This window comes from Methanocalculus sp. (assembly GCF_030651615.1).
In the GTDB taxonomy this organism is placed as follows: Archaea; Halobacteriota; Methanomicrobia; order Methanomicrobiales; family Methanocorpusculaceae; genus Methanocalculus.
Genome location: NZ_JAUSCG010000239.1, coordinates 1 through 10,792, shown reverse-complemented (window position 1 = coordinate 10,792; position 10,792 = coordinate 1). Strand labels below are relative to the sequence as shown.

Below are 10,792 nucleotides of genomic sequence, written 5' to 3'. Positions count from 1 at the left end.
ATGCGATTGCTTCATTCATCGGAGGTGGTGTCGGAACCACGGTGATGACGAAGAACACGACCGAGGCGATCGGGATCGTTGCCTCAGGCCTCCCCTGGAAGAAGGGGGATCGGGTGGTGACAACAGCCCTTGAACACCATTCAAACCTCCTTCCATGGCTCCGGCTCCGTGAAATCGGTGTCATCGTTGATATCATCATGCCGGATGAGAGCGGATGGGTGAATCCGGCAGCATTTGAAGAAGCAGTCACCGATGAGACCCGCCTCGTTGCGGTGACTCATGCCTCAAATGTCCTTGGAACCCTGCTGCCGATCTCAGAGATCGCCGGGATCTGCCACGATCACGGTGCAGAACTCCTCGTCGATGGTGCACAGTCCGTTCCGCATATCCCAATAGATGTTGAGGAGATCGGATGCGACTATCTCTGCTTCTCAGGCCATAAGATGCTTGGGCCGACCGGAACGGGCATCCTCTGGATGCGGGAGATGACTCCGGAGCCCCTCCTCATCGGGGGAGGATCGATAGATGCGGCATCCCTTGACGAATACACACTTGCAGAGGATTACCGGCGGTATGAGGGGGGAACACCTCCAATCGGCGGCATGATTGGCCTTGGACGTGCGGTTAAATACCTCGAATCGATCGGAATGAAGGAGGTCCGTCGGCACGAGGAGCGGCTCACCAGGCGGCTCCTTGACGGGCTTTCAGGGATTGATGGAGTTGTGGTACCCGGTCTTGACAACCCCGGAGATCGGATCGGGGTCGTCTCCTTTACGGTTGAAGGAATGCATCCTCATGAGGTTGCACATATCCTTGATGAAGCATCAGGAATCATGGTGAGATCGGGAGATCACTGTTGCAAACCCCTTATGGGGCATCTGAACCTCCCGGAGGGGACGGTGAGGGCAAGTACCTACATCTACACAACCGATGAGGAGATCGATCTCCTTCTACGGACAATCGAAGAGATTGAACGGATGGTGAGATGATGTTTTTAGAACTGCCAATACTCCGTGTCATGGATGAGACCTTCTCCGAGGAACTTCACCCTGTCATTGAGGAGGTGCCGGTTGCTGTCGTCGTCAACGGCCGCCATGCGTTAACGGCGATGACAAGCCCGGTGATGCTCCGGGAGTTTGTGATCGGATTTCTGTATACTGAGCGGATCATCCAGTCACTTGATGATATCGAGTCGATCCGGATCGATGATCATAAGGTGAGTGTCCTGACAAAGAACCCCTTTAAGATCCTCGTCTCGAAGAAGACCGTCCTCTCCGGCTGCGGCGGAATGAGCTCGTTTCTGGATTCAACCCATCTGCCGTCTGCTCCATCGGGCCTGATCATCTCACCCGGTGTGATTCAGTCGGCAATGAAGACCGCCCTCCTCTCTGATCTTCATAAAGAGACCGGGGGCATCCATATCGTCGGGCTCTTCGATGCTGAGGGAGGGATGATCCGGATCATAGAGGATATCGGCCGCCATAACGCCCTTGACCGGGCGATCGGTTTTGCTCTTGAGACCGGCATCGATCTATCGAGGACATTTGTCGTCTGTTCTGGCAGGATATCCTCTGAGATGGCGAGGAAGTGCCTTATTGCAGGTATCCCGATCGTTGCGTCACGTGGTGCTACAACGACGCTTGCCGTTGCGATAGCAGAGCAGGCGAATCTTACGCTTATCGGATTTGTCAGATCGAATAAGATGAATATCTATTCAGGTGCAGAGCGGATTGCCGGTGCCCCGGTGTTGTCTGAGTAATCCCATGATTTCGATTCAATGTACCGGATCTCAGAAAAAAATGGGATCTCTCAATCAGATGGGAGAGGTAGTGGTTAGTCCCGGTGCATATCAGCTTTCAATCGACACTGATGATCTGTACCGGGCAGAGATCTGCTGCATCTAGTATACAATCGTTCTGGTCCTGAGGGGATTCTCCCTCTGCAATCATTCCGTTTTGCCGGAACTCCTCAATAATCTGGCTGAATGAATCATCAGGATTTTGTTCGAAGAAGTCCGGACAGGTATCCCAGCAGGAGCCGCAGCTGATACAGGCCATACGATCGATACTGACTTTCATAATAAATCACCCATTGCTTACCCTCGTATCATGACCAGCATCATTTTAAATTTTGTGATGGCACTGAGTGCGTGGGGAACATTTGCCGGAAAGATGATGGTCCGCCCCTTTTTCATCTCGAAAGTCTGGCCTGCGACCCAGACTTCGCATTCGCCATCAAGTATCGTTACTACTGCATCATACGGTGCGGTGTGCTCGGAAAGGCCTTCATTCTCATCAAATGAAAAGATGGTGATGCTCCCTGCTTTATTGCTGATGATCATCCGGCTTGCGACAGTGCCTTCTCTGTAGTCAACAAGTTCCGGAAGCGTGATGACCTTTCCTTTCAGTTCCTCTCTCTTCTTGTCGTGTTTATCCGGGTTATCCAGTTTAAATTCCACCATAGAATCCTCCATGCAGGTGATCCCGCACCTTTTTTGATCATAAAATGGGGATTAAGCCCCGATAATTCTCTTCATATCCTCTTCGACCGTCGTATTCGGCTTCAGGTCGAAGTTCTTCACAAGGACATCCAGCACCGCCGGAGAGACGAATGCCGGAAGTTTTGGACCGAGGGTAATATCTTTTATTCCAAGTGAGAGGAGTGAGAGGAGGACGAGGCACGCCTTCTGTTCATACCATGCGATGTTGTAGGCGATCGGCAGCTCATTGATCCCGACACCAAACGCTTCTGCAAGTGCCTGGGCGATGACGACGAGTGAGTAGCAGTCATTGCACTGGCCTGCATCAAGCACACGGGGAATGCCGCCGATTGTGCCGAGTCCAAGGCTGTTATACCGGTACTTGGCACAGCCTGCGGTGAGGATGACGGTGTCTTTTGGAAGCGCCTCTGCAAACTTCGTGTAATAGTCGCGCTCTTTATGCCTTCCATCACAGCCTGCCATGACGATAAACTTCTTAATACTGCCGTTCTTCACCGCATCAATAACCGTCCCTGCAATTGCAAGTACCGCGTCATGGGCACAACCGGTGATGAGATCCGCATCACCCTGTCCGAGTGCCTGCGGGGGTTTTGAGATCTTTGCGGCGGCAATGACTGCTGAGAAGTCCTTTGTACCATCTGCGTCAGCTCCGATATGGGTAACACCGGGATATCCGGTGAGGCCGGTGGTGAAGATCCTCTCTTTGTACGAGTCTTTTGGCGGGACAATACAGTTTGTGGTGATGAGAAGAGGCCCGTTGAAGCTCTCAAACTCTTCTCTCTGGTGAGGCCAGGAGCCTCCGTAGTTCCCAAAGAGGTGCGGGTATTTTTTGAATGCCGGGTAGGCGTGTGCCGGGAGCATCTCGCCATGGGTATAGATATCAACCCCTGTATCTTTTGACTGTTCAAGGAGCATTTCAAGATCTTTCAGGTCATGGCCGGTGATCAGGATGCCGGGGCGGGAACCGACCGTGGTCCTGACACTGGTGATCTGTGGCTTTCCATATGCCCCGGTGTTTGCCGCATCAAGGAGTGCAAGGACCTTCACACCATACTCACCGCACTCAAGGACGAGTGCCACCATCTCATCGACAGAGAGATCCCGGAGGGTCGATGCAAGCCCTTTCTGGAGGAATGACTCAATTGTGGCATCGGTCTTTCCGAGTATCTCTGCATGCGTATAGTAGGCAGCGATCCCTTTCATCCCGAATATGAGGGTCGAACGGAGTGATCTGACATCTTCATTCTCTGTTGCAAGGAGGCCGACCGTCTTTCCCTTCCCGATGATATCGGGCTCAGATGCAGGTCTCCAGGTGCAGGCATCCGGCTCATCCGGCCCGCTCACCGGGAGCGCATCACGGATTGTGATGGCTTTTTTAATCAGATCGGAAAATCTCACTTCATCGAAGTTGACATTGGTCAAAGTCGAGAAGAGGGCTTCGGCAATGAATAAACCGACATTCGGATCATCCTCTCCTGTCTTCATCGCTGCAAGGTTACGGATGGCGATCCCTTTGCAGAGGTAGATGAGCAGATCCTGATAGACCGCGATCTCATCTTCTTTTCCACAGACTCCCTTTACCGTACATCCGATCCCTTTGACCGTCTCTTCACACTGGTTACAGAACATCATCAATCTCCTTCGCTATCTTTTTGATACAAGATACCTATTACATACTCTATTATAAATAGCGGGGAGTTTCCAAAACTATACTATGCAGGAAGGATGCACGGTCAACCAGACGGTGAGGTACCTCTCAAAGAAATGGATGCTCTTAATCATCCTTGAGTTGTACAAAGGAGATGGGTACACCCGGCGGTTCTCTGAGTTGCGGATCGCATTGCATGGGATCACTCCGAAAGTTCTATCTGAACGGCTGAAAGAATTAGAAGATGAAGGGATCGTCACCCGGAAGGTGGATGCAGGTGTATTCCCGATCCGCTCAGACTATTCCCTGACAACGAGCGGTCTTGATCTCGTTGAAGTGATCCGGGATATCAAGCGCTGGGCATTGAAATGGAAGATCGATAATATCCCCTGCGGCGAACAGGACTGCAAGCAATGCATCTTATAGGAGATACAAAAACATGAAACGAAAGATCATCAGTATCAATAAAGAACTCTGCACCGGGTGTGGGGAATGTATCCCCGACTGCCCTGAAGGAGCTCTTCAGATCATCGAAGGAAAAGCACGGCTTGTCAGCGATCTCTTCTGTGACGGTCTTGGCGCCTGTATCGGCACCTGTCCGGAGGGTGCAATTACGATCATCGAACGTGATGCGGCACCCTATGACGAATGGGCGGTGATGCGAACGATCGTCTCCCAGGGGGAAGAGGTTATAAAAGCCCATCTTGCCCATCTTGATTCACATGATCAGATGGATCTCTACCAGCAGGCGGTTACATATCTTCAGGATCATGATATTCCGGTACCCTATCATGAACGGGGTCCGGCGCACTCTCTCCCCTCATCTGAATGCTGTCCAGGGGCTGCTGCCAGAAGCATCAGCCGGGGTCATCATGCCGGGGCTTCCCCAGATGATGCAGAGGTGCATTCAGAGCTTCGGCAATGGCCAGTTCAGCTCCGTCTCATCAACCCCGCAGCACCCTGCTTTGATGACGCCGATCTCCTCGTCTCTGCCGACTGTGTTCCTTTCGCCTATGCAGGATTTCATGCTGATCTTTTAAAGGGTCGTGTACTGATCATCTTCTGCCCCAAGCTCGATGCTGATATTGAGGGGTATGTTCAGAATATGGTGGAGATATTCACGTATCATACGATCAGATCGATCACCATCGCCCATATGGAGGTTCCATGCTGTAGTGGTCTGCGGTATGTTGTTGAACGGGCTCTTGAAGAGGCGGGGGTTGAGGTGCCGATCACCGAGAAGACGATCACGATACAGGGTGGGGTGAAGTAATCTCCCTCCATTTTTAAAACGAACCCCTTCCTCAGATGGTTCAGATGGTGTCGATCGAAATAATTAACAATTGTGAACTCCTATCTTTGTATGGTGTTCCACTATGAGGGATCGTTTTTGTTGAGAAGAACAGCATAGATAAGGATCAGGCAATAAATATACGCCACCTTCCGCCGTCAGCAAAGCTTCTGTATAAGATCCTTGAATCAGGACGGCAGATGACCCAGAAAGAGCTCATCATGGAGACCTCTCTCTCTTCAAGGACGGTCAGATCTGCCTTGATGAGGTTGAAGGAAGAAGGAGTTATTATCGAGCGTCATTCTTTCATCGATGCACGGCAGAGCTTCTATGGGTTGGATAATGCAGTTATTGGTATGACCTCTGCATGATTACTCGGAGATGAAAAAGTCTCATAAAATCACTTATAATCATGGATGGAGAGTGGATCTCCACTCTTTAGAAATTCGCTCATCCCTCCTGATCTCTTATTCAGTCTCTTCGATCAGGGGAGCGGGATCTCTGACGCTCTCAGTTCACGCTCAATCCCCAGGATCTTCTCAAGATCCGCCTTTGTTGAAGGGCCTTTTGGTACTGCTTTACATCCGGTTGTTCTGGTTATTGATGGGACAAACGTACCGATCTTTTGTGCAAGACGCACAATCTCCTCTTTATCAAACCCGATGAGGGGGCGGTGTACCGGGATCGTCGCCGCATCATTGAGGACGATGAGATTATCCAGTGTCTGGGATGCTACCTGACCAATAGATTCACCTGTTACAATTCCGGCAGCTCCGCAACTCGTGGCGACCAATTCTGCTATCCGGTACATCCTCCTTTTGCAGAAGATACAGGTGTACTTCTCAAGACCTGCTTTGATCAGTTCCTTCTTTGCAGATGCAAGATAACCATCAGAGATGACCCGTAGCTCAATATCAGGCTGATATGGGCGGAGCGACTCAATCACCTTCTCTGCCCGTGTGAACGTTGTCTCATCCAGAAATTCATCAATGGCGATGTAGATCGGGATAATACGGCAACCACGCTTCATCATCATCCATGCGGCAACCGGCGAATCGATCCCTCCTGACACAAGTGCAACAAGGGATCCTGCAGATCCTAGCGGGAGACCGCCTGGTCCTTCTATAATGGTATCGTACAGGTAACACCGGTCATCCCGAATCTCGATGAATATCTCTTTATCCGGGTTCTTCAGGTCAACGGTCAGGTGCGGATATTCTTCAAGAACGTTACTGCCCATATCGGTTGCCATCTTCTGCGAACTGAAAGAATGATTCCCGACCCGTTTAATCCGCATTGCAAATGTACGACTTCTACCAAGTTCGATATCTCTACAGAATGCCAGGAGTCCGGCATTGAGATCATTCAAGGCTACCTTCTCTATCTTCGAGAACGAGACGATTCCAAAGACCCTTGAGAGTTGTTCCGGATCAACTTCACCAGAGAGCCATATCCTCCCCCGTTCATGATTCACATGACAATCCGGCAGTACTCTTCTGATATTTGCGATCAGAAGATTTTCCCAGTGTCTCCTGACCGGATCAGATTTGAGGAAGATTTCTGAATAGCGGATAAGCCATAGTGTTGTCATTCTGTCACCAGAGAAACGTAAAAAAAAGGGATGATGGTGATACTATTCGATCCGGTCATAGAGTGACCTGATCAAGTGCCTGCAACAGATCCGCGATGATATCTTCGCTATCTTCAGTCCCAATAGCAAGCCGGATGTAGTCTGGCGTGACACCGGTTGTCAGCTGCTCTTCCTCGGTGAGCTGCTGGTGGGTTGTTGTTGCCGGATGAATGACAAGACTCTTTGAATCTCCGATGTTTGCAAGGTGCGAGAAGAGCTGAAGCGACTCAATGACGGTCTTTCCAGATTTCACTCCTCCCTTCACCCCAAATCCTACGAGAGGTCCAAAACGCCCCTCTGCATACTTCTTTGCTTTTTCATGACTCTCATGACCGGGAAGCCCGGGATAGTTCACCCAGGCAACTTTTGGATGGGTGCTTAAGAACTCTGCGACCGCCCGTGCATTCTGCCCATGTCGTTCGACCCTGAGGTGAAGTGTCTCAAGGCCGATTAAGAAGAGCCATGCATTGAATGGCGAGAGTGTTGCCCCGGCATCTCTCAGAAGCTGAAGCCGCAGTTTGAAGGCGAGTGCTACATTACCCATTCCGGGGAAGTCTCCGAAGACATTCCAGTACTGTACCCCATGGTAGCTCGGATCAGGCTCTGTAAACTCCGGGAACTTCCCCCGGCTCCAGTCGAACCTCCCCGAATCGACAACGACTCCTCCGAGGGAATTTCCATGGCCACCGATGTACTTCGTTGCAGAGAGGACAACGACATCCGCACCATACTCTATCGGGCGGATAATGCCGACTGCTGTTGTGTTGTCAACGACAAACGGTATCTCATGTTCATGTGCAATTGTGGCCAGTGCATCAAAGTCAGGGATGTCAAGCTTTGGGTTTCCGATCGTCTCTGCATAGATTGCACGGGTCTTATCCGTTATCGCACGTTTAAATGCCTCCGGGTCAGTCGAATCGACAAATATGACCTTCCTTCCAAATTTTGGGAAAGTATAGTTGAAGAGCTGGTAGGTACCGCCATAGAGGTTGTCTCCGGAGACGATCTCATCCCCCGGTTGTGTGATTGTAAGGAGTGCATTTGTTATTGCAGCCATTCCTGAGGCGAAAGCGAGTGCTGCTGTACCCCCTTCTATGGCTGCAACCCTCTTCTCAAAGACATCGGTCGTCGGGTTCATCAGCCTGGTATAGATGTTCCCAAGCTCTTTGAGCCCGAAGAGGTTTGCTGCATGTTCGGTATTTTTGAAGACATATGATGTCGTTTGGTAGAGCGGAACGGTTCGTGATCCCGTAGTCGGATCCGGCACCTGTCCTGCATGGAGTGCCAGTGTTCCTAATCGATATGGTTTCTCTGTCATGATGATCGTCTCATTCTGGTATTGGTAATTCGTATCTCTCTGCAATCTCGATGAATGCATTTGCAAGGTACTGTACCTGCTTCTCGCTGAGCCCGTAGGTGTTCAGTTTCCAGGTACGTGTAGCACCTGCAAATTCACCGATGATACCCCGTGATGACAGCTCATCACTGAGGAAGAATCCCCGGCGTTTATGGGTCTTTGCGATGACGTCAAAGCTTCCTGTGGTATCCACTTTTGTGAGGGTGTGCTTTCTTGGGTACTCGGAGAGAACCCGACTCCCGGAGATCGAGAGGAGTTTATCGATGAAGTAGTTCGATCGTTTCACCTCTTCATCCCAGTGGAGTGTCCGTTCCTTCACTGCCGGGAAGGACGCCATCATCGAGAGGAGCGTCCCCCCATCAGGGTGCACCCGAGCATCTGGACCTCTTTGATCCCAAACTTCCTCTTCGTCAGATCCCCGATCATTGCTGTGGTATTCAGCACTTTTCCGGCCCATTCGTTGGTCATCGCCAGTAATCCGGACGGTGCAACCGATGCCATACTCTTGTGGCCGGAGCCGACGACGAAGTCGACGCCGAGTGCCTTCCCATCAACTGGCATGATGCCTACGGTGTAGGCACCGTTGCAGAGGATAGGGATGTCGTACTGGTGGGCAATTTTGGCAATGCCGCTGATGTCGTGGACATTTGCGTTCTGGTAGTCGACGTGATCCATCATCACAAGGGCGGGAGTCTTCCCTGTCTCTTCGAGCACCTCTTCGATCTTTGTTGCGGTAGCTTCAGGGGTGATGAGGTTCTTTTCATTGAGGGGGACCTCCTTTACGATCCCTCCGGCACCTTCGACTGCTAGGAACTCGGTGTAGTGAGCAAGAGCCGAGACGATGACACTATCCCCTTTTTCGACAAGACTCTGTGTCACTGCCTGGAATCCCCGGCGTGCACCTGGTACGACCCGGGCGACATCCATATGCACAAACTCTGCAAGATCGGCATGAAACTCTGCAATACCGGGCTTTGTGATCTTGTCGAGACGGAAGGGTTTTCGGCAGGCGTCACAGGTCGAGTATCCGTCACCATAGGCGGCTATTGCTTTCCTTGCCTCCGGATTCAGTCGTCCTGCAGCCTGAATCGGCTGGATGTTGATGAAATCCTCTTCCCGTGATCGGATGGGAATACTGTCGGCAATCTTTGTGATACGTGCTGTGCCGGTATCTCCCTCCAGGTCCGAGATGATCGCCTTCAGTTCTGCGATCTTCTCATCAAATGCCGTCTCTTCCACCTTGTTAAGACCTGTGGGAATCGATCCGCGATAGATCTCCCGCATATCTTCAAGGGTGAAGATCGCCTCAAATAGCTTCTGTACTCTGATACTCATGATCCCTCCCTGTGAATGGTATGAGACTTGAACTCACCTGTATCCTCATATGAAATCCAGCGGTAATTCACAATTGTGAATGTCTACTATAGGTGGACTGGTTTATATTTATATCTTCTTCAAGCGGCGATATTTACCGATTTATCGGGTGTTGTAGAGGGTGAGGGAGATATCCCTGTGTCACTTTTTGTTACAAGAAGCCTGGATACAAGGTAAGAATCAGATAGTAGAGAGCTATGACAAGGATAACGATACCCGCCCCTTTTTGTATGGCCTTCTGGTACCTGGTCAGAATCTGAAGCGTCATGGTGACTTTCTCTTCAGACAGGATAGAGAGAAGGAGAAGTGGTGTTGCCATCCCGATTCCAAAGATGATGAAATGCCCAAGACTGGCTGCTGCTTCTGGTATGGTTGCCTGGAGGGCAAAGACCATGAGAAGACCGGCAGGGTTGCAGGGGAGTGCAACAAGCCCGAAGAACCCGCCGTAGAGGAGGGCTGATCCTATCTGTGACCGCACTCCTGGTATCTGTATGCCGGGAAAGAGACGACCCGGATCCAGACCAAGGATCATCGCAGCACCCAGCAGGGCAAGAAGGGTGTATATGACAGGGGAGATTGTTCTGATAGCTGCGGATATGGATGTGCTGAAGATAATGATAGTGAGAAGGCCAAAGAGGAGCATCGATCCGATCACACCGGCGGTGACGAGAAGCCCCAGGCGAAGAGGGGAATCTGTCATCTCACTTTCGTTACATGAGGCAAGGTATGCGAGGTAGCCGGGGTATAGAGGAAGAACACAGACTGCACCAAGGGGAGTATAGATCCCTGCGAGGAATGAGAAGATAATCGTCTCATAGGTTATCATGAAGAGAGATCTCCGATGATCCCAGCTAGTGTCACGTCAAACTTCAAAAGTCGGGTAAAGGCGAGATAGCTTCACTCGTGCATCCTCAGTCGTGAACTGCCAATTTATCCGACTATCTTTGTTATTTCGGGATTCTTCCCATGCTTTAACCTCTCTCTGGACAACC

General features: G+C 50.9%; 11 protein-coding genes and 2 pseudogenes. 5 read left to right on the top strand and 8 right to left on the bottom strand.

Annotation, left to right across the window (positions count from 1 at the left end):
• Both Q7V06_RS10060 and fdhD read left to right on the top strand, forming a co-directional pair.
• The coding region (locus Q7V06_RS10060; protein ID WP_304841094.1) for an aminotransferase class V-fold PLP-dependent enzyme at nt 1-989 on the top strand (989 nt) is incomplete at its 5' end.
• A complete protein-coding gene (gene fdhD / locus Q7V06_RS10055) occupies nt 986-1,759 on the top strand; it encodes a formate dehydrogenase accessory sulfurtransferase FdhD (protein ID WP_304841093.1) in 774 nt (257 codons plus the stop codon). The genes Q7V06_RS10060 and fdhD, both read left to right, overlap by 4 nt.
• 97 nt (nt 1,760-1,856) lie before the next feature.
• Here fdhD and Q7V06_RS10050 read toward each other — a convergent pair whose 3' ends face one another.
• From Q7V06_RS10050 to hcp, 3 genes are read right to left on the bottom strand one after another with little or no spacing between them, the layout of a single operon-like run.
• The gene (locus Q7V06_RS10050; protein ID WP_304841092.1) at nt 1,857-2,078 is read right to left on the bottom strand and encodes a ferredoxin; all 222 of its coding nucleotides are present in this window, start codon (nt 2,076-2,078) and stop codon (nt 1,857-1,859) included.
• A gap of 17 nt (nt 2,079-2,095) precedes the next feature.
• Entirely contained in the window at nt 2,096-2,461 is a 366-nt protein-coding gene (locus Q7V06_RS10045; RefSeq protein ID WP_304841091.1) for a cupin domain-containing protein, read from the bottom strand.
• Between the two features lie 51 nt (nt 2,462-2,512).
• The gene (gene hcp, locus Q7V06_RS10040) at nt 2,513-4,129 is read right to left on the bottom strand and encodes a hydroxylamine reductase (protein ID WP_304841096.1); all 1,617 of its coding nucleotides are present in this window, start codon (nt 4,127-4,129) and stop codon (nt 2,513-2,515) included.
• An 85-nt stretch (nt 4,130-4,214) separates the two neighbouring features.
• Between hcp and Q7V06_RS10035 the strand changes: the two genes are divergently transcribed.
• The 3 genes from Q7V06_RS10035 (at nt 4,215) to Q7V06_RS10025 (ending at nt 5,810) form a co-directional block, all read left to right on the top strand.
• The gene (locus Q7V06_RS10035) at nt 4,215-4,574 is read left to right on the top strand and encodes a helix-turn-helix domain-containing protein (RefSeq protein ID WP_304841090.1); all 360 of its coding nucleotides are present in this window, start codon (nt 4,215-4,217) and stop codon (nt 4,572-4,574) included.
• A 13-nt stretch (nt 4,575-4,587) separates the two neighbouring features.
• A complete protein-coding gene (locus Q7V06_RS10030; RefSeq protein WP_304841089.1) occupies nt 4,588-5,421 on the top strand; it encodes an ATP-binding protein in 834 nt (277 codons plus the stop codon).
• 152 nt (nt 5,422-5,573) lie between these two features.
• Nucleotides 5,574-5,810, top strand: coding sequence for an HTH domain-containing protein (locus Q7V06_RS10025; RefSeq protein ID WP_370650846.1), 237 nt, complete (start codon nt 5,574-5,576; stop codon nt 5,808-5,810).
• A gap of 113 nt (nt 5,811-5,923) precedes the next feature.
• Here the strand turns inward: Q7V06_RS10025 and thiI are convergent, their stop codons facing one another.
• From thiI to Q7V06_RS10000, 5 genes and pseudogenes are all read right to left on the bottom strand, one after another.
• A complete protein-coding gene (gene thiI, locus Q7V06_RS10020; protein ID WP_304841088.1) occupies nt 5,924-7,030 on the bottom strand; it encodes a tRNA uracil 4-sulfurtransferase ThiI in 1,107 nt (368 codons plus the stop codon).
• Nucleotides 7,031-7,085: 55 nt separating this feature from the next.
• The gene (locus Q7V06_RS10015; protein ID WP_304841087.1) at nt 7,086-8,387 is read right to left on the bottom strand and encodes an O-acetylhomoserine aminocarboxypropyltransferase/cysteine synthase family protein; all 1,302 of its coding nucleotides are present in this window, start codon (nt 8,385-8,387) and stop codon (nt 7,086-7,088) included.
• 10 nt (nt 8,388-8,397) lie between these two features.
• Nucleotides 8,398-9,761: pseudogene (gene pscS / locus Q7V06_RS10010) on the bottom strand (O-phospho-L-seryl-tRNA:Cys-tRNA synthase).
• 190 nt (nt 9,762-9,951) lie between these two features.
• The gene (locus Q7V06_RS10005) at nt 9,952-10,626 is read right to left on the bottom strand and encodes a cytochrome c biogenesis CcdA family protein (protein ID WP_304841086.1); all 675 of its coding nucleotides are present in this window, start codon (nt 10,624-10,626) and stop codon (nt 9,952-9,954) included.
• 36 nt (nt 10,627-10,662) lie between these two features.
• Nucleotides 10,663-10,792, bottom strand: a pseudogene (locus Q7V06_RS10000) (IS630 family transposase); the annotation flags it as partial.